The organism is Microbulbifer sp. CNSA002 (assembly GCF_047324085.1).
GTDB lineage: Bacteria > Pseudomonadota > Gammaproteobacteria > Pseudomonadales > Cellvibrionaceae > Microbulbifer.
Map to the genome: position 1 here is coordinate 611,520 of NZ_CP172449.1, position 15,436 is coordinate 626,955.

General features: G+C 49.7%; 25 protein-coding genes. 20 read left to right on the forward strand and 5 right to left on the reverse strand.

The annotated features are described in order from the left end of the window. The first annotated feature begins 1 nt into the window (after nucleotide 1). The 20 genes from rpsQ to ACG1BZ_RS02785 all read left to right on the forward strand — a co-directional run bounded on the left by rpsQ (nucleotide 2) and on the right by ACG1BZ_RS02785 (nucleotide 10,408). A complete protein-coding gene (gene rpsQ / locus ACG1BZ_RS02690; RefSeq protein ID WP_108731660.1) occupies nucleotides 2-265 on the forward strand; it encodes a 30S ribosomal protein S17 in 264 nt (87 codons plus the stop codon). Between the two features lie 46 nt (nucleotides 266-311). Further along, entirely contained in the window at nucleotides 312-680 is a 369-nt protein-coding gene (gene rplN / locus ACG1BZ_RS02695; protein WP_067151032.1) for a 50S ribosomal protein L14, read from the forward strand. A 20-nt stretch (nucleotides 681-700) separates the two neighbouring features. Continuing rightward, nucleotides 701-1,012, forward strand: coding sequence for a 50S ribosomal protein L24 (gene rplX, locus ACG1BZ_RS02700; protein ID WP_108731661.1), 312 nt, complete (start codon nucleotides 701-703; stop codon nucleotides 1,010-1,012). 31 nt (nucleotides 1,013-1,043) lie between these two features. Then, nucleotides 1,044-1,583: a 50S ribosomal protein L5 gene (rplE, locus tag ACG1BZ_RS02705; protein WP_020411396.1), complete on the forward strand. Its 540-nt coding sequence runs from the start codon at nucleotides 1,044-1,046 to the stop codon at nucleotides 1,581-1,583. A gap of 9 nt (nucleotides 1,584-1,592) precedes the next feature. After that, nucleotides 1,593-1,898 carry a 30S ribosomal protein S14 gene (gene rpsN / locus ACG1BZ_RS02710; protein WP_020411397.1) on the forward strand — a complete coding sequence of 102 codons (306 nt, stop codon included), beginning with the start codon at nucleotides 1,593-1,595 and terminating at the stop codon, nucleotides 1,896-1,898. A 40-nt stretch (nucleotides 1,899-1,938) separates the two neighbouring features. Then, nucleotides 1,939-2,331: a 30S ribosomal protein S8 gene (rpsH, locus tag ACG1BZ_RS02715; RefSeq protein ID WP_282934394.1), complete on the forward strand. Its 393-nt coding sequence runs from the start codon at nucleotides 1,939-1,941 to the stop codon at nucleotides 2,329-2,331. 12 nt (nucleotides 2,332-2,343) lie between these two features. After that, nucleotides 2,344-2,877, forward strand: coding sequence for a 50S ribosomal protein L6 (rplF, locus tag ACG1BZ_RS02720; protein WP_282934393.1), 534 nt, complete (start codon nucleotides 2,344-2,346; stop codon nucleotides 2,875-2,877). 13 nt (nucleotides 2,878-2,890) lie between these two features. Then, complete coding sequence (rplR, locus tag ACG1BZ_RS02725; protein ID WP_282934392.1) at nucleotides 2,891-3,241, forward strand: 50S ribosomal protein L18; 351 nt, start codon at nucleotides 2,891-2,893, stop codon at nucleotides 3,239-3,241. 10 nt (nucleotides 3,242-3,251) lie between these two features. Next, on the forward strand, nucleotides 3,252-3,758 hold the full coding sequence (gene rpsE, locus ACG1BZ_RS02730) for a 30S ribosomal protein S5 (protein ID WP_282934391.1): 507 nt from the start codon (nucleotides 3,252-3,254) through the stop codon (nucleotides 3,756-3,758). Nucleotides 3,759-3,796: 38 nt separating this feature from the next. Beyond that, nucleotides 3,797-3,982, forward strand: coding sequence for a 50S ribosomal protein L30 (gene rpmD, locus ACG1BZ_RS02735; RefSeq protein ID WP_020411402.1), 186 nt, complete (start codon nucleotides 3,797-3,799; stop codon nucleotides 3,980-3,982). Nucleotide 3,983: 1 nt separating this feature from the next. After that, on the forward strand, nucleotides 3,984-4,418 hold the full coding sequence (gene rplO / locus ACG1BZ_RS02740; RefSeq protein WP_282934390.1) for a 50S ribosomal protein L15: 435 nt from the start codon (nucleotides 3,984-3,986) through the stop codon (nucleotides 4,416-4,418). An 11-nt stretch (nucleotides 4,419-4,429) separates the two neighbouring features. Beyond that, entirely contained in the window at nucleotides 4,430-5,776 is a 1,347-nt protein-coding gene (gene secY / locus ACG1BZ_RS02745) for a preprotein translocase subunit SecY (RefSeq protein ID WP_282934389.1), read from the forward strand. 41 nt (nucleotides 5,777-5,817) lie between these two features. Next, nucleotides 5,818-5,934, forward strand: a complete 117-nt coding sequence (rpmJ, locus tag ACG1BZ_RS02750) for a 50S ribosomal protein L36 (protein WP_010133825.1) — start codon at nucleotides 5,818-5,820, stop codon at nucleotides 5,932-5,934. Nucleotides 5,935-6,278: 344 nt separating this feature from the next. Continuing rightward, nucleotides 6,279-6,635: a 30S ribosomal protein S13 gene (gene rpsM / locus ACG1BZ_RS02755; protein WP_282934388.1), complete on the forward strand. Its 357-nt coding sequence runs from the start codon at nucleotides 6,279-6,281 to the stop codon at nucleotides 6,633-6,635. Between the two features lie 89 nt (nucleotides 6,636-6,724). Further along, nucleotides 6,725-7,114, forward strand: coding sequence for a 30S ribosomal protein S11 (gene rpsK / locus ACG1BZ_RS02760; protein ID WP_020411406.1), 390 nt, complete (start codon nucleotides 6,725-6,727; stop codon nucleotides 7,112-7,114). Between the two features lie 15 nt (nucleotides 7,115-7,129). Then, on the forward strand, nucleotides 7,130-7,750 hold the full coding sequence (rpsD, locus tag ACG1BZ_RS02765) for a 30S ribosomal protein S4 (protein ID WP_108731669.1): 621 nt from the start codon (nucleotides 7,130-7,132) through the stop codon (nucleotides 7,748-7,750). A gap of 44 nt (nucleotides 7,751-7,794) precedes the next feature. Further along, nucleotides 7,795-8,799: a DNA-directed RNA polymerase subunit alpha gene (locus ACG1BZ_RS02770; RefSeq protein WP_282934387.1), complete on the forward strand. Its 1,005-nt coding sequence runs from the start codon at nucleotides 7,795-7,797 to the stop codon at nucleotides 8,797-8,799. Nucleotides 8,800-8,922: 123 nt separating this feature from the next. After that, the gene (rplQ, locus tag ACG1BZ_RS02775) at nucleotides 8,923-9,309 is read left to right on the forward strand and encodes a 50S ribosomal protein L17 (protein ID WP_108731671.1); all 387 of its coding nucleotides are present in this window, start codon (nucleotides 8,923-8,925) and stop codon (nucleotides 9,307-9,309) included. 72 nt (nucleotides 9,310-9,381) lie between these two features. Beyond that, nucleotides 9,382-9,639 carry a YeaC family protein gene (locus ACG1BZ_RS02780; protein WP_413664284.1) on the forward strand — a complete coding sequence of 86 codons (258 nt, stop codon included), beginning with the start codon at nucleotides 9,382-9,384 and terminating at the stop codon, nucleotides 9,637-9,639. 133 nt (nucleotides 9,640-9,772) lie between these two features. Next, nucleotides 9,773-10,408 (forward strand): hypothetical protein, encoded by a 636-nt coding sequence (locus ACG1BZ_RS02785; protein ID WP_413664285.1) that lies wholly within the window; start codon nucleotides 9,773-9,775, stop codon nucleotides 10,406-10,408. Nucleotides 10,409-10,464: 56 nt separating this feature from the next. On the opposite strand, the gene ACG1BZ_RS02790 is transcribed toward ACG1BZ_RS02785, so the two are convergent. From ACG1BZ_RS02790 to ACG1BZ_RS02810, 5 genes are all read right to left on the reverse strand, one after another. After that, entirely contained in the window at nucleotides 10,465-11,919 is a 1,455-nt protein-coding gene (locus ACG1BZ_RS02790) for a pectin acetylesterase-family hydrolase (RefSeq protein ID WP_413664286.1), read from the reverse strand. Nucleotides 11,920-12,280: 361 nt separating this feature from the next. Then, complete coding sequence (locus ACG1BZ_RS02795; RefSeq protein WP_413664287.1) at nucleotides 12,281-13,258, reverse strand: biotin-dependent carboxyltransferase family protein; 978 nt, start codon at nucleotides 13,256-13,258, stop codon at nucleotides 12,281-12,283. Between the two features lie 12 nt (nucleotides 13,259-13,270). Continuing rightward, nucleotides 13,271-13,999, reverse strand: a complete 729-nt coding sequence (gene pxpB / locus ACG1BZ_RS02800) for a 5-oxoprolinase subunit PxpB (protein WP_282934382.1) — start codon at nucleotides 13,997-13,999, stop codon at nucleotides 13,271-13,273. Continuing rightward, complete coding sequence (gene pxpA, locus ACG1BZ_RS02805; RefSeq protein ID WP_413664288.1) at nucleotides 13,996-14,745, reverse strand: 5-oxoprolinase subunit PxpA; 750 nt, start codon at nucleotides 14,743-14,745, stop codon at nucleotides 13,996-13,998. Before pxpA ends, pxpB begins: the two co-directional genes overlap by 4 nt. 65 nt (nucleotides 14,746-14,810) lie before the next feature. Further along, nucleotides 14,811-15,410, reverse strand: coding sequence for a hypothetical protein (locus tag ACG1BZ_RS02810; RefSeq protein ID WP_413664289.1), 600 nt, complete (start codon nucleotides 15,408-15,410; stop codon nucleotides 14,811-14,813). Between the last annotated feature and the right edge of the window lie 26 nt (nucleotides 15,411-15,436).

The window sequence follows — 15,436 nt, forward strand, 5'->3', positions numbered from 1 at the left end:
CATGGCTGAAGCAAAACTGAAGCGTACTCTGACCGGCAAGGTTGTGAGTGACAAGATGGATAAAACCATCACCGTTTTGATCGAGCGCCGTGTTAAGCACCCGATCTACGGCAAAATTGTAAACAAGTCCACAAAGCTCAAGGCACATGATGAGAACAATGATTGCAGCATCGGTGATGTTGTAACCATCGAGGAATCTCGTCCTCTGTCCAAGAGCAAATCTTGGGCTTTACAGAAAATTGTAGAGCGTGCGGCGAAGGTATAACCCCTAGCGCATTGACTGCCGAATTGAAAGGTTTCGGAGAGAGACAATGATTCAAGCGGAATCCTACTTAGAAGTAGCTGACAACAGTGGGGCTCGCCGCGTCATGTGCATCAAGGTGCTGGGCGGCTCCCATCGTCGTTATGCCGGCGTGGGCGACATTATCAAGGTAACCGTTAAGGAAGCCATCCCCCGCGGTAAAGTGAAGAAAGGTCAGGTAATGAACGCCGTTGTGGTTCGCACCAAAAAAGGTGTGCGTCGCGCGGACGGTTCCCTGATTAAATTTGACGATAACGCAGCGGTGCTGCTGAACCAGCAACTGGCGCCGGTTGGCACCCGTATTTTTGGTCCGGTAACTCGCGAATTGCGCGGTGAGAAGTTCATGAAGATCATCTCCCTCGCTCCCGAAGTTATCTAGGCCTCGAGCGGAGAAGAGTTATGCGCAAGATCAAGCGTGACGACGAAGTGATCGTTATCGCCGGTCGTGACAAGGGCAAACGTGGTTCAGTACGTAAAGTACTGAACGACGGTCGTCTGATTGTCTCCGGCATACAGATGATCAAAAAGCACCAAAAGCCAAACCCACAGATGGGTATTGCAGGTGGCATCGTTGAGAAAGAAGCTGCTATCCAAGCTTCCAACGTAGCCATCTTCAACCCTAACACCCAGAAGGCTGACCGGGTGGGCTTTAAAGTACTGGAAGACGGCACTAAGATTCGCGTCTTCAAATCCAGCGGCGAAGCCATCTAAGGCTCTTGACGCAAAAGCAGGTTGGTAGATCATGGCAAAGCTTAAAGAGCTCTACACTAAGGACCTCGTGGCCAAGCTAAAAGAAGAGCTTGGTCTCGAGAATGTGATGGCAGTGCCGCGCATCACCAAGATCACCATCAACATGGGTGTTGGTGAAGCGATTGGTGATAAGAAGGTGCTGGAGCACGCTGTCAACGATATGACAGCAATTACTGGTCAAAAGCCCATCGTTACTAAAGCGCGCAAGTCTATTGCGGGCTTTAAGATTCGTGACGGTTGGCCGATCGGCTGCAAGGTAACTCTGCGCGGTGAGCGCATGTATGAGTTCCTGGAGCGTTTGGTTGACATCGCGATTCCGCGTATCCGCGACTTCCGTGGCATTAGCCCGAAGCAGTTCGACGGCCGCGGTAACTTCTCTATGGGCGTGACTGAGCAAATCATCTTCCCGGAAATTGACTACGACAAAGTAGACAAGCTCCGCGGTCTGGATATTTGTATTACCACTACAGCTGCAAACGACGATCAAGGTCGTGCGCTGCTGAAAGCGTTCAACTTCCCTTTCAAGGGTTAAGAGGATTCCATGGCGAAGAAATCCATGATTGCGCGCGAAAACAAGCGCGCTCGAACCGCAGCTAAGTACGCCGAGAAGCGTCAAGAGCTGAAGGCGATCATCGCCAGTTCCACTGCTTCCGAAGAGGAGCAGTGGGAGGCTCAACTCAAGCTGCAGAAAATGCCGCGCGATGCAAGCCCGGTACGTCAGCAACGCCGCTGTCGTATTACTGGTCGCCCCCACGCTGTATACCGCAAGTTCGGCCTGTGCCGTAACAAGCTTCGTGAAGCTGCGATGCGTGGTGATGTTCCTGGCCTCGTGAAGTCCAGCTGGTAATTACCAGCTGGTTTAAGGCAGATTTGAGGAGTCTCATAAGATGAGTATGCAAGATCCGTTGGCAGATATGCTGACTCGCATCCGCAATGCCCTGGCGCGCGGAAAGGCGGAAGTCACCCTGCCATCATCCAAACTGAAAGTAGCAGTGGCCAAAGTCCTGAAAGACGAAGGTTACGTTACTGATTTAAACGTAAGCGAAGGCGCTAAGCCGGAACTGACCATTGCTCTGAAATACTTCCAGGGCAAGCCGGTTATTGCCGAGCTCAATCGCGTTTCCCGTCCGGGCCTGCGCGCTTACACTGGTAAAAAAGCTCTGCCTACCGTACGTGGTGGCCTGGGTGTCGCGATCGTTTCCACCTCTAATGGTGTGATGACTGACCGCGCTGCACGTCAGGCTGGTATCGGTGGCGAAGTGCTTTGCACCGTATTCTAAGCGGGGGTTGCAATGTCTCGAGTAGCAAATAGTCCGGTAGTTATCCCCGCAGGTGTAACCGTAGACCTGAAAGGTCAAAATATCGCTGTTAAAGGCGGTAGCGGTAACCTGGATATGGTTATTCACGGTGATGTAGAAGTGAGCGAGGCTGAAAGCCAGCTGACTTTTGCCGCGCGCAATAACTCCAAGCAGGCCAGAGCCTTGGCGGGTACCACCCGTGCTTTGGTCAATAACATGGTGATAGGCGTAAGCAAGGGCTTCGAGAAGAAGCTGCAGTTGCTGGGTGTTGGTTATCGTGCGAAAGCAGCCGGTAAAGCGGTTAACCTGACCCTGGGCTTCTCCCATCCGATCGATTATCAGTTGCCGGAAGGCGTGACTGCGGAAACTCCATCCCAGACTGAAATCGTACTGAAGAGCAGCAATAAACAGCTGCTGGGCCAAGTGGCCGCTGAGATCCGCTCGTTCCGTCCGCCGGAGCCCTACAAAGGTAAGGGTGTCCGTTATGCCGACGAGCGCGTGTATCGCAAAGAGGCCAAGAAGAAGTAAGTAGGGCATAGATATGAACGTTAAGAAAGCATCTCGCTTGCGTCGTGCACGTCGTGCCCGCGCCAAGATCCGTGAGCTGGGCGCCGTTCGCCTCACCGTGAACCGCACCCCGCGCCACATTTACGCACAGATCCTGTCTGCCGAAGGCAGCGCGGTATTGGCTTCTGCCTCTACCCTGGACAAGGACCTGCGCTCTGGTAAAACTGGCAACGCTGACGCTGCTGCCGCAGTTGGCAAACTGATCGCTGAGCGCGCGAAAGCCGCTGGCGTTGAACAAGTTGCCTTCGATCGTAGCGGCTTCAGATACCATGGCCGTGTTAAGGCTCTGGCTGACGCTGCCCGCGAAGCCGGTCTGAAATTCTAAGGGTTGAGTTATGGCTAGAGAGAAAGACAAAAGCAACGACGAAGGCCTGCAGGAGAAGCTGGTCCAGGTCAACCGCGTTGCCAAGACTGTTAAAGGTGGTCGTATCTTCGCCTTTACCGCACTGACCGTAGTTGGTGATGGCAATGGCCGTGTTGGCTTTGGTCGTGGCAAGGCACGTGAAGTGCCTGTAGCGATTCAAAAGGCGATGGAATCTGCACGCCGCAACATGATCCAGGTAGACCTGAATGGTGACACCATCCAGTACGCTACCAATGGTCGCCACGGCGGTTCCAAGATTTACATGCAGCCCGCTTCCCAGGGTACCGGTGTAATTGCCGGCGGTGCTATGCGCTCCGTTCTGGAAATGGCTGGTGTACACAACGTATTGGCTAAGTGTTACGGCTCCACCAACCCGGTGAACGTAGTACGTGCAACTTTCAAAGCTCTGGAGCAAATGCAGAGCCCGGAAGATGTAGCTGCCAAGCGCGGTAAATCTGTCGAAGAGATTCTGGGCTAATTACAGCTCGGATTTAAGGTTATTGGTGGGTTAAGACCATGGCTAAGAAGACCATAAAAGTGACCCAGACCAAAAGCATCAACGGACGCCTGAAAAGTCATCAGGCGTGCGTTGCGGGTCTGGGCCTGCGCCGCATCGGCCACACAGTGGAAGTGGAGGATACTCCCTCCGTGCGCGGTATGATCAACAAAGTAAACTACCTGGTTAAGGTTGAGGGGGAATAACATGCGTTTGAACGACTTGTCTCCAGCACCAGGCCACAAGCACAGCGCCAAGCGCGTTGGTCGCGGTATTGGTAGCGGAATTGGTAAGACCGGTGGCCGCGGCCACAAAGGTCAGAAAGCGCGTTCCGGCGGCAGTGTTCGTCCGGGCTTCGAAGGCGGTCAGATGCCTTTGCAGAAGCGTCTTCCTAAGTACGGTTTCACCGCTCGTGTTTCTCGCTTTACCGCAGAAGTACGTCTGGCTGAGCTGGCGAAGGTAGAAAATGACGTAATCGATTTGGCAGCGCTTAAGAATGCCGATATTATCGGCAGCCATATTAAACGCGCCAAAGTGTTCCTCTCAGGTGAGCTGACTAAAGCTGTTACCGTTAAGGGTCTGGGAGTTACCAAAGGTGCAAAGGCAGCGATTGAAGCTGCTGGCGGTAAAATAGAAGACTAATCGAGGCGCCAATGGCACGACCAGGATCCGGTGGAAATCCCCTGGGCAACAGCAAGGGATTGGGCGAGCTTTGGGCTCGCCTTCGTTTTCTGTTTCTAGCGATTCTTGTTTATCGACTGGGGACACATATTCCGGTGCCCGGCATTGATCCGGAAAAGCTGTCAAACCTGTTTAACCAGAACCAGGGAACCATCCTTGGGCTGTTTAACATGTTTTCAGGCGGCGCCCTGGAAAGGATGAGTATTCTGGCGCTGGGCATCATGCCCTACATCTCCGCGTCCATCATCATGCAGTTGATGAGCGCGGTGACTCCCTCTCTGGAAGCGTTGAAGAAGGAAGGGGAGGCCGGAAGACGTAAGATCAACCAGTACACCCGCTATCTGACGGTAATACTGGCCCTGATTCAGGGGATCGGTATGACTTTCGGCCTGGCAGGGCAGAACCTGGCTTACTCATCTGAGCCCGCGTTTGGTTTTTACTTTGTGGCGGTAACGTCACTGGTGACTGGTGCTGTATTTATGATGTGGCTCGGTGAGCAGATCACTGAGCGCGGTGTTGGCAACGGCATTTCCATGCTGATTTTTGCCGGTATCGTCGCCGGTTTACCCGGTGCCATCGGCCAGGCATTTGAACAGGCGAGACAGGGTGAGCTGCACATACTCATGCTGTTGATGATTGGCGTCATCGCTCTTGCTGTAGTGTTCTTTGTGGTTGTTATGGAACGCGGCCAGCGTCGCATTACGATCAACCACGCCAGGCGCCAAGCGGGACGTTACTCTGCAGCTCCAGCTGCACAGGCGAGCCACTTGCCGCTGAAGGTAAACATGGCCGGTGTAATTCCGGTAATCTTTGCCAGCAGTATCCTGTTGTTCCCGGCCACACTGGCACAGTGGTTTGGTCAGGGCGGGGAAGGTCTCGGTGCAGAGATCCTGCAGTGGATGGCGTTGCAGCTTGGACCAGGGCAACCGCTGAACATTATTCTGTTCGCACTGTTGATTGGTTTCTTCTGTTTCTTCTACACGGCGTTGATGTTCAACCCGAATGAAGTTGCGGATAACCTGAAAAAGTCCGGTGCTTATGTGCCAGGTATTCGCCCTGGAGAGCAGACGGCCCGCTATATCGATAGCGTGCTGACTCGCCTCACTCTGGTGGGTGCTGTATACATCGCACTGGTATCCCTGCTGCCGCAGTTCCTGGTGGTTGGGTTTAACGTTCCCTTCTATCTGGGGGGTACCTCACTGCTGATCGTTGTAGTCGTAGTGATGGACTTTATGGCACAGGTACAATCGCATCTGCTGTCGCACCAGTACGAGGGTTTGATGAAAAAATCTAACCTGCAAAGCTACGGTCGTCGCTAGGGCGTCGCCTGCTCGCAGTTTGATTGAATTGAGGTAAGGTCATGAAAGTACGCGCTTCTGTAAAAAAGATCTGCCGTAACTGCAAAATCGTGCGTCGCAAGGGTGTTCTGCGGGTAATCTGCAGCGCTGAGCCACGTCACAAGCAGCGTCAAGGCTAAGAAGGGGCCAGCCCCTTGCGGAGAGCGCCCTCAGGGCGCCTCTGTAAAAGCTGGAAAAATTCGCTACTCGATACAGCCCCGTATCGAATGGCAACACCCCGAGAAGTTTTTTGGGGTGGGAAGTTAGCAACAGCAAACTTCCAACTGGGGGCGTTGACTGTCGTCTTCATCCGCTTCGGGGGACCGATGCGGACGTTGGCTATTGCAAATTAGTGTCTGAAAAGCTATTCTTGCGCGCCTTTTTGGTGGCGCCGCCGGTTTTTTAGTCGCTGTCAGCGCCGAAATCAAAGTAGAGTCACATACTTAATATAAAGCAGTGACTCCAATACGTGGAGTACGCCTCTATGGCACGTATTGCTGGTGTCAATGTACCAGACCACAAGCACGCCGTAATCTCCCTGACCCACATTTATGGGGTTGGTCGCACTACGGCTAAGTCTATTTTGGCAGCGGTTGGTATCGCTGAATCCACCAAAATCCGCGAACTGTCTGAAGAGCAGATCGAAACCATCCGTGGTGAAGTTGCAAAACTGACCGTGGAAGGCGACCTGCGCCGTGAAATATCCATGAACATCAAGCGTTTGATGGACCTGGGTTGTTATCGCGGTCTGCGTCACCGTCGCAGCTTGCCGCTGCGTGGTCAGCGCACCAAGACCAATGCTCGCACCCGTAAGGGTCCGCGCAAGCCGATTCGCAAGTAAGCCTTAACTAAAAGGCGCGAAATCGCGGTTCAAGATGCCCCGTCCGGTTAATCGCCGAGGGGATTTGATACAGGATTTAGGATACTGGTATGGCTAAGCCAAAAACTACTGTTCGCAAAAAGGTCAAAAAGACCGTTGTCGACGGTATTGCCCACATCCACGCATCGTTCAACAACACGATCGTGACGATCACTGATCGCCAGGGTAATACCCTCAGCTGGGCCACCGCAGGTGGATCTGGCTTCCGTGGCTCGCGTAAGAGCACCCCGTTTGCAGCCCAGGTTGCCGCTGAGCGCGCAGGTACTGCAGCTCAGGAATACGGCCTGAAAAACCTCGACGTAGAAGTTAAGGGCCCTGGCCCCGGTCGCGAATCTGCCGTTCGTGCACTGAACAACTGCGGCTACAAGATCACCAACATCACCGACGTGACGCCTATCCCGCATAACGGATGTCGTCCACCTAAAAAGCGTCGCGTGTAAGAGGGGGCTGACAAAATGGCACGTTATATTGGACCAAAATGTAAACTGTCCCGTCGTGAAGGGACTGACCTGCAGCTGAAGAGTGGTGTTCGTCCGCACGACTCCAAGTGTCGCGCAGAATCCAAACCCGGTCAGCACGGCGCTGGTCGCGGTCGTCTGTCCGACTACGGTATTCAGCTGCGTGAAAAGCAAAAAGTTCGTCGTATCTACGGCGTACTGGAAAAGCAGTTCCGTAACTACTATAAGGAAGCAGCACGTCTGAAGGGCGCTACAGGTGAAAACCTGCTGCAACTTCTCGAGCAGCGTCTGGACAACGTGGTTTACCGCATGGGCTTCGGCTCAACTCGCTCTGAAGCGCGTCAGCTGGTTTCCCACAAAGCGATTCTTGTAAACGGCACTACCGTTAACATCCCTTCTTTCCAGGTTAAAGAAGGCGACGTTATCGCTGTACGTGAGAAAGCCAAGAAGCAGCTGCGTATCCAGAATTCCGTTTCCCTCGCTGCCCAGCGTGGCGATGTCGAGTGGGTAGACGTAAACGCGAGCAAACTGGAAGGCACTTTCAAGCGCACTCCGGATCGTGTCGATCTGCCGGCAGAGATCAACGAAAACCTTATCGTGGAACTGTACTCCAAGTAACAATAAGTCCACTTTAAGGAATGCAACTGTAAACAGGTATGGCTATGCAGACTGCTGTCAACGAGTTTTTGACACCGCGTCGTATTGACGTCACCGAGTACAATCCGAATCACGCCAAAGTGATTTTGGAGCCCCTGGAGCGTGGCTTTGGCCACACTCTTGGCAATGCGCTGCGTCGCATCCTGCTGTCCTCCATGCCGGGCTGCGCCGTCACCGAGGTGGAAATCGAAGGTGTCGAGCACGAGTACAGCGCGATCGAAGGTGTGCAGGAAGATGTAATTGAAATCCTGCTCAACCTGAAAGAAATCGCCGTTGTTATGCACGGTAAGGATCAGGCGGTATTGAGCCTGAGCAAAAAGGGCCCAGGTGCGGTGACTGCTGGAGATATCCAGGTAGATCACGACATCGAGATCGTTAATCCTGAGCACGTGATCGCCAATATTACTGGTGATGTCGAGCTCAACCTGCGTCTCACTGTAGCGCGCGGCCGTGGCTACCAGCCCGCCGATGCTCGTCGTGGCGAGGAAGAGGAAAGCCGTGCAATTGGCCGTCTGCAGCTGGATGCTTCATACAGCCCGGTGCGTCGCGTTTCCTACAGCGTGGAAAGCGCGCGTGTAGAACAGCGCACTGACCTGGATAAGCTGGTTCTGGATCTGGAGACCAACGGTACCCTGGACCCGGAAGAGGCTATTCGTCGCGCCGCCACTATTCTGCAGCAACAGCTCGCAGTATTTGTGGACCTGGAAGGCGAGAAGGATGCACAGCCGAAGGCTGAAGAGCCTGAAGTTGATCCGGTACTACTGCGCCCGGTAGACGACCTGGAGTTGACTGTACGTTCGGCGAACTGTCTGAAGGCAGAGAACATTTACTACATCGGTGATCTGATTCAGCGCACTGAAGTAGAACTGCTGAAGACGCCGAATCTTGGTAAGAAGTCTCTGACTGAAATCAAGGACGTACTGGCTTCCCGTGGTTTGTCCCTGGGTATGCGCCTGGAAAACTGGCCGCCGGCCAGCCTGAAAGGCGACAGCAAGTTAAGCCCCCTGTAAGCATTTGGTAGTCGCGACGGTGTCGTGATTAGTAGAAAGAACCCGAGCGGTGCTACAGCTTAGCGCGACACCGCTCCAGAACGACCTGCTGTGACAGCAACTTAGGTCGTAAGGAATTGAGTCATGCGTCATCGCTATAGTGGCCGTAAATTCAGCCGCACGAGCGCTCACCGCAAGGCCATGTTCAAGAACATGAGCGCCTCTCTGGTGGAGCACGAACTGATCAAAACCACACTGGCCAAAGCCAAAGAACTGCGCCGCGTTGCCGAGCCGCTGATCACTCTGGCTAAGAAAGACAGTGTTGCTAACCGCCGTCTGGCTTTCGCTCGTATCCGTGATAAGGATGCTGTGCGTAAGCTGTTCGACGAGCTGGGTCCTCGTTACGAAGCCCGTCCTGGTGGTTACATCCGTATCATGAAGTGTGGTTTCCGCGCTGGTGATAAGGCGCCGATGGCATACGTTGAGCTGGTAGACCGTCCTCAAGTAGAAGACGAAGCTGCTGAAGCTTAAGCGTTATTAGCCATAGCGCTACGGAAGGCCGGTCTTTGACCGGCCTTTTTTTTGCCATAAGGAGATTTTTGTATGTCTTTTGAGCAACTGTTAAAGAGTTTGAATCCCGAGATTGTGGGCAGCTTAAAGCGGGCCATTGAACTTGGAAAATGGCCCAATGGTGTTGCGCTATCCCCTGAGCAGCGCAGCCTCTGCGCAGAAGCGGTTTCCAATTGGGAGTCCGCAAACCTTCCGCGGGAGCAGCAGGTAGGCTATGTGGCGCCGAAGACCAAGGATGAGCCCTGTGTAGGAAAAAAAGACGATGAGCAAGCTGTTAACTGGGTTGGCTAGCTAATCAGTCTGTAAGATATTGGCACTTTATTCATTGGTGAGGGCGTTATTTTCTTTCATGCTCTCCCAATTCTCTGCTTAGATAGTTACCGACAGACAAATACATAATTTCTAATTTGCTCGGTAACTAATTATGAAAAAGCTGATTTTGCTTGCCGGAGCAGTAACGCTCGCCGTTGTAGGGGTTGATCACTACGATATTGATGTGCGCTCAAGTGTGACCAAGGTGCGCCAGATGATAGAGCCGCTAAAAGATGATAGTGAATTAGTAAAGAATATTTCTGACAGCATACCCTGGTCCCAGCTGGAACATGCGGAGGTCGAAGAGTTGTTAAATCATCCTCGGGTTCAGGCTTATCTGGACCGTGAGAATGTTAAGCAGGCGCTCAAGGACTACTTTGCAGACCTGGGCAATCTCTCTGGTGAAGAGGCCTGGGATGCAATTGAAAAAATAGAGCGGGAATCGCGTATTACAGGCTATGAAGCGCTTTCAATGAAGTTGGCCTGGCTGGAAAAAAATAGCCTTAACCAGGCAGAGTTCACCCAAAGAGCTGAAGAGCTATTTAATATTTATCGGGATAAAGCGCAAACGGTGATCAGGGATTACGACCCTCATGTCGAGGTTCCGGGCTTTTCCACCTATAAGGATCTTGAGCGCTCGATCGTTGAGGAAGTTCAGCAGATGACGTCCTTTCCCGATGGTATGAGTAGACATGAATACTTACGTAAACGCCTTCAGGACGCCCGTGAGGCGGTATATGGCAGTTAGGCTTTCTATCATTCAGCGCTGCCAGCGAGTTACCGGCAGCGCTGGGGGCATTTTAATTACATAAACAAGCCGATCAGATCATAGAACCAGTTACTATTGTCCTCATAATCTGAAACCTCATCGGTTTCGTATGCCCGAATCATTCCTCCACCGTTATGATTGACGATGTTGTCGAGGAAATCTTTTAATTCAAGCCCGTGCTCGGCAATCTCACCATAGTTTAAATCGATAATGGTTGTGCAGTGGCTCTCGTTCAAGTTGCGGAACATCGGGAAGTAATAGCCCCAGTTACTAGTTTGATCCAGCAGTGGAATCAAATTTTCATGGGTATCTTTCTGCCAGCGCTGTCGCAATTTATTTAAACGGGAGTCTGCATCGGGATCATTATAAATATCCTCATAAAATCTCTCGTAGGAGTACGATGAAAAATTCCCGTCAGCAAGAAAGTGCGTAATACCCAATCGATCTGAGGGGAATTTATTGGAAAGCGCAGCATAAAGTGAGGCTAGCTGATTGGCTTCGAATCCCGGTGTTATGGCTTTTAACATAGTGATGGGGTTTTCCGAGCTTTCATCGCTATCGGCGGTATAGGTAGTCCAAGAGCGCAGCACTTCTTTATGTAGCGGTAATGAGGGATATTGGGTGCTGTCACTCCCGTCTAAAGGTGCCTGATAGAGAGGGCCTGAATCATCGAGGAGATAGCCATAATCGACATTCATATCCTCGCGCAACTTTGAATAATTAAACAGAGCACCAATACTGCCTGCACTACAACCCGCAGCGAGCATCTGCTTCGGTTTTTGCAAATTATTTTTCACCCAGGAAGTAACTGCCTGAACGTTGCGTAATCCATTGTGGTGCCAGATAAGGTCGGGGTTCTCGCCAGTAGTATCCTCGTATATTTCAGTTTTATCGCCTACGTAGATATCCCCTGTGCAATACGGTACATAAACCATATTCCACTCGCCAGTTTTATACTGGTCGTAGGGGTGATGTGTATAAATCAAAGGGGATACGCCAGCGGTAGTAAGATTTTCGAAATTTGTAAAATCTAACAAGTGCACATTGCTTAGGTAATCATCGGGAATGCCATTGGGGTTGCGAGCCCCGCGAATACCAGCTTGTCCTGAGCAGCTTTCATAGTCCCAGCATGCCCCACCACCCTCGAAATAGAAAATGGTGTTACTGGTATCTGGAACACGGTGAACAAAGAACTTATAGGGTGATCCATTCCCACACATGGCACCTGTACTGGTAGGTACATCAATTTTTTGCCAGGTGTTGTAGTCGCCAGGATCAAAATCATCATTAAAACTGGGATCATCCATAGTTAGTGGATACATCCCCTCAGCTTGCTGCGAGGTGACTGGCGCATCGGCATTGGGTGGATCAAACAAATGCTTTAGGGTAGTCCAGAAGTTGTAATCACCCGGTTCTGCATTTGCATGCGCTGTGATAAGTAGAGAACTCGCTAAGAGTATTGAAATAAAACCGCGGAGAATTTTTATCATTATTAATCCCCTTAAGGTATTGTGTGTTTTCTCTTTGGAATGTGCTTTGTTGATCCTGAAATAATTGTTTGGAGATTTATTTGCTCCCTATAGATAATCAACTTGCACGCTAGTCCAAATCGCTGTTTGGGTAAAACCCAATGAGGTTAGTTAATAATGATGTTTTGGTCTAGAAAGATATGAGGGGAAACTTGCCGGTCACAGAATTTCTGTAATATTTTTTCTTTTTTTGTCCAAAAATATTCCATTTAAATTTTTAATAAAATTATTTTGTCTATTTTGGCGTAATTTTTATTCTCTACTTTATGCTGTTATTTTTGAGCATTAAATAGTTCTGTATCTGATAATGTTTATGCTTGTATTAAAGGGATAGTGCCTCCCTGTGATTAAGATTCAGGCTCTGTTGGAGTTTTTTAATTAGGTCTTGTTTCTTTTTGAAAATTTCACGCGATTCTTCAATGCTTATTTCTTGAAATGTGATTTTGTTTTTTGGGGCTAGCTGACCCAGGCGATGAAGTTCCGATTTTATAATATGGCCTATTCGGGGGTACCCGCCAATAGTCTGTCCCTCAATAAAGGAAATAATAGGATTGGCATCGGGTGGTACTTGAATGCTGCCGGGATAGAGTCCTGCTGATGATAGTTGTGTCTTTCCGTTTGTAATTTTATGAGTTGTAGAATTGTTTTTAGTGGATAGACGAATGCCCATACGATTGCTTTGGGTAGAAACCAGATAGGTTGAGCCGTAAAAGTGTTCAATAAATTTCTTGGAAAATAAATTGCTCTCTGGTCCAGCCACTAGCCGTAGCTTTGAATTATGTGAGTAGTGAAGGTGAAACCTTTTATTTAGTACAGATTCTTTTGCGGTGTGGACTTCTTTAAAGTGGATGACTTCGTTAGATGTGATCGGTTTGCCACTATTTGCACCAAATTTACTTATAACGTGAGTTGCAGAGCTACCTAAGATATTGGGTGCGTCTATCTTGGCAGAAATCGCAAGGTAGGTTCTTGCACCGGAAATAGCTTGAGCTATATCCAAAATATCACCAGGCTTAACCCTATAGGTGCGGAAATTATCAATTGACTCGTTATTTAAGGAACCTCTGAATTGGCCTCCGGCTATAGCGATAGTGAGATTGCAGAGGAATTCGATTCTAGGACCGAGCAGGGTGATCTCAAAGGTTGGGTGCCCTAACGGGTTTCCTAATAACAGGTTGGCTATTTTCATCGATAGTGGGTCGGCAGCACCTCCCCATGGAATTCCACAGTGCATCATGCCTGGACGACCCAGGTCCTGAATACTTGTCTGTAGCCCTGCTCGAAGAAAGTGAATACCCATAGACCCTCCTTTTTAGGGTGAACTACTTTTAGTACTCTGCGAGAGTATATGAAATTGCTGAGAATCTATTGCATAAAACTCAATTTCATCTAAAGGTGCAGCGATAAATGGGGAGGGTTCCGCAGGTTGAAAAAGACTAAGGGGTGTCTGGCCAATAATTTGCCATCCCCCCGGTGTAGCTTGTGGGTAGATGCCTGTTTGTTCTCCACCTATCCCGACAGCGCCTGCGGGAATTCTGGTTCGGGGAGTTTCTTTTCTGGGGCAATATAGCTTTGGGTCAAGTCCGCCAAGGTATAAGAAGCCTGGAGTAAAGCCCAACATATGCACTAAGTAACGTTGTGCGGTATGTCGTTTGATGATTTCCTGTGACGATAATTTGGTATGTTCTGATAATGCCTCAAGGTCTGGAGAAAAGCCTTCTTCGTAGCATACGGGAATACGCACTATACGTGGTCTACTGGTGAAGGGGGCAGGGTTGTTTAGAAAGTCCTCGGTAGTTTTAGTGAGTAATTGGTATAAGGTTTTGTGATCCCATAGGGAAGGATTGAAAATAACAGTTAAGCACTGGTATGCAGGAATGATATCAATGATACCTGGATGCACTTCATTTAATAGAGCCGCTCTCAAACCGATAATTGTCCGGCTAAGAGCTTTGCATGGTTTGCCGGAAAAGCGGATATCTACTGCACAATCTCCGTTAATGGTAATAGCTAGTGGTATATGGGGGGCAGGGTGTGTCACCGAGCTATACTCACGCCGTTTGCATTGAGATGTTGATTAAGTTGTCTGGCGATAATGGGCGCTTGGGGATTATCGCCGTGGAGGCAGATGGTATCCACAGAGAATTGTAATTTTTCACCATGATAATCGTTAAATTCTAAGCCCTTTGCCAAGCAGATAGCCTGCTCTAAGCACTGTTCTGTATCAGAAATAACAGCGCCCGCCATTGAGCGTGGAGCTAGTTGGTTATTGCTGAGGTACTGCCTGTCCATAAATCCTTCGCGAATAAATGTTTTATTTTGTTTGGCAGCAGCGAACTGCATGGCAGCGTTGGCTAACCCAATAATTTTCAGTGAAGGATATTCTTTGTCGAGTAGGGTAATAATGCTTTTAGCGAGTTCTCTGTTTGACTCTGTATCATTGTAGAGAGCGCCGTGTAGTTTAATATGGTCTAAAGTTGCTCCTAGGCTGCGCGCGACATTTTCTAGTTGGTTTACTTGTGTGCAAAGAGAGTCGAGCAATTTATTTTGAGGAATAACTAGAGATTTGCGGCCAAAATTTCCCCTGTCGGGGTAGCTGGGGTGCGCGCCGATTTTTAAGCTGTTTTTTAGGGCGTTTTCGATTGATCTACCCATGATCTCGGGAGTGCCAGCGTGACCGCCGCAAGCTATATTGCAACGGGAAATAAACGGCATGATTTGGGCGTCCCTGTCACAGCTGTGTAAATCAGCACCTTCACCCAGATCGCAGTTGATATCAATGTTCACTGTGGCATCCTGCCTGTATATATTTTGAATGGGTTTTAACGCTAAGAATCTGCCTATTAAAGTAGTTAATTGTCAGGGCACTGATTTACTTCCATAGAGATTTTCTTTGAATTTGATTCATAGCAATTTCCCAGTGGGGAGCAGAAGCAGGCGGAAATTGAAAGGTTCCATCTTTCGTGATTAATTTTTTCCCATAGTTCAGAAGTTGCAGTGCCACGACTTAAAGAATAGAAAGGGTACTCCGACTGTGAGGGAATGATAACTTCATTTATTTCTGAAGAGCTTTGAAAGCCTTCGTCAAGGGGTGGGTGGTGATTTTTATAGTTTCTATTAAATTTATTTTTCATCATTTTATGCTCTTCCTGACAGCAGGCGCGCAAAAAATCATGGGTGCTTGAGTATTCTACATTTTTATATTTAAAGCTAACGGATTTTAGGATGGCAGGGCCGGCCCCAGCATTGCGAAAGCCAAATGTAATTTTGCTTTGATTGCTCTCCTCGTCATAGTTGCCATGGCTGAACTGAATAACAGGCATTGTCATTATTTTGACTTGTTGATTGGCAGCTCTGGCTTGTAAATAGGTGGCATAGAAGGATGCCAGAGAAATCATAATTGCACTTACTGCGATCACTGAGTTTAAGCGGTCGCGATTGAATAACTTCATATCTTGTCGCACCTACCTACTAGTTA

Coding starts and splice junctions, on each gene's coding strand:
- rplE (WP_020411396.1), top strand. CDS start 1,044: ATGGCAAAGCTTAAAGAGCTCTACACTAAGGACCTCGTGGCCAAGCTA.
- rplQ (WP_108731671.1), top strand. CDS start 8,923: ATGCGTCATCGCTATAGTGGCCGTAAATTCAGCCGCACGAGCGCTCAC.
- ACG1BZ_RS02785 (WP_413664285.1), top strand. CDS start 9,773: ATGAAAAAGCTGATTTTGCTTGCCGGAGCAGTAACGCTCGCCGTTGTA.
- ACG1BZ_RS02795 (WP_413664287.1), bottom strand. CDS start 13,258: ATGGGTATTCACTTTCTTCGAGCAGGGCTACAGACAAGTATTCAGGAC.
- rplO (WP_282934390.1), top strand. CDS start 3,984: ATGCGTTTGAACGACTTGTCTCCAGCACCAGGCCACAAGCACAGCGCC.
- rpmJ (WP_010133825.1), top strand. CDS start 5,818: ATGAAAGTACGCGCTTCTGTAAAAAAGATCTGCCGTAACTGCAAAATC.
- rplX (WP_108731661.1), top strand. CDS start 701: ATGCGCAAGATCAAGCGTGACGACGAAGTGATCGTTATCGCCGGTCGT.
- rplN (WP_067151032.1), top strand. CDS start 312: ATGATTCAAGCGGAATCCTACTTAGAAGTAGCTGACAACAGTGGGGCT.
- rpsD (WP_108731669.1), top strand. CDS start 7,130: ATGGCACGTTATATTGGACCAAAATGTAAACTGTCCCGTCGTGAAGGG.
- ACG1BZ_RS02810 (WP_413664289.1), bottom strand. CDS start 15,410: ATGAAGTTATTCAATCGCGACCGCTTAAACTCAGTGATCGCAGTAAGT.
- ACG1BZ_RS02780 (WP_413664284.1), top strand. CDS start 9,382: ATGTCTTTTGAGCAACTGTTAAAGAGTTTGAATCCCGAGATTGTGGGC.
- ACG1BZ_RS02790 (WP_413664286.1), bottom strand. CDS start 11,919: ATGATAAAAATTCTCCGCGGTTTTATTTCAATACTCTTAGCGAGTTCT.
- rplR (WP_282934392.1), top strand. CDS start 2,891: ATGAACGTTAAGAAAGCATCTCGCTTGCGTCGTGCACGTCGTGCCCGC.
- rpsM (WP_282934388.1), top strand. CDS start 6,279: ATGGCACGTATTGCTGGTGTCAATGTACCAGACCACAAGCACGCCGTA.
- rpsQ (WP_108731660.1), top strand. CDS start 2: ATGGCTGAAGCAAAACTGAAGCGTACTCTGACCGGCAAGGTTGTGAGT.
- rpmD (WP_020411402.1), top strand. CDS start 3,797: ATGGCTAAGAAGACCATAAAAGTGACCCAGACCAAAAGCATCAACGGA.
- rpsH (WP_282934394.1), top strand. CDS start 1,939: ATGAGTATGCAAGATCCGTTGGCAGATATGCTGACTCGCATCCGCAAT.
- rplF (WP_282934393.1), top strand. CDS start 2,344: ATGTCTCGAGTAGCAAATAGTCCGGTAGTTATCCCCGCAGGTGTAACC.
- ACG1BZ_RS02770 (WP_282934387.1), top strand. CDS start 7,795: ATGCAGACTGCTGTCAACGAGTTTTTGACACCGCGTCGTATTGACGTC.
- rpsE (WP_282934391.1), top strand. CDS start 3,252: ATGGCTAGAGAGAAAGACAAAAGCAACGACGAAGGCCTGCAGGAGAAG.
- secY (WP_282934389.1), top strand. CDS start 4,430: ATGGCACGACCAGGATCCGGTGGAAATCCCCTGGGCAACAGCAAGGGA.
- rpsK (WP_020411406.1), top strand. CDS start 6,725: ATGGCTAAGCCAAAAACTACTGTTCGCAAAAAGGTCAAAAAGACCGTT.
- rpsN (WP_020411397.1), top strand. CDS start 1,593: ATGGCGAAGAAATCCATGATTGCGCGCGAAAACAAGCGCGCTCGAACC.